Genomic DNA, 384 nt, shown 5'->3' on the forward strand with positions numbered 1-384 from the left:
ACCGGTGTCACCCTGGAAACCCTGATTGCCCTGGAAGCCCTGGAAACCCTGGGCACCGGTGTCACCCTGGAAACCCTGGTTGCCCTGGAAGCCCTGGAAACCCTGGGCACCGTGGTCACCCTGGTAACCCTGACAGCCCTGGTTGCCCTGGACACCGTGGTCACCTGTGACACCCTGCTAACCCTGATTGCCCTGGACGCCCTGGAAACCCTGGGCACCGGTGTCACCCTGGAAACCCTGATTGCCCTGGAAGCCCTGGAAACCCTGGGCACCCCTATCACCCTTGAAACCCTGATTGCCCTGGTTGCCCTCGAAACCCTGGCCACCGTTGTCGCCCTGGCTCCCCTGCTTGCCCTGGCACCCCTGGACACCCCGCGCACCGCT

Annotated in this window: 1 protein-coding gene; it reads left to right on the forward strand. The window is 64.6% G+C overall.

The window, feature by feature from the left end:
- Nucleotides 1-384: hypothetical protein (locus UK12_RS43885; protein ID WP_045306969.1), on the forward strand; the 384-nt coding region annotated here is incomplete at both ends.

The sequence above is a fragment of the Saccharothrix sp. ST-888 genome, assembly GCF_000955975.1.
In the GTDB taxonomy this organism is placed as follows: domain Bacteria; phylum Actinomycetota; class Actinomycetes; order Streptomycetales; family Streptomycetaceae; genus Kitasatospora.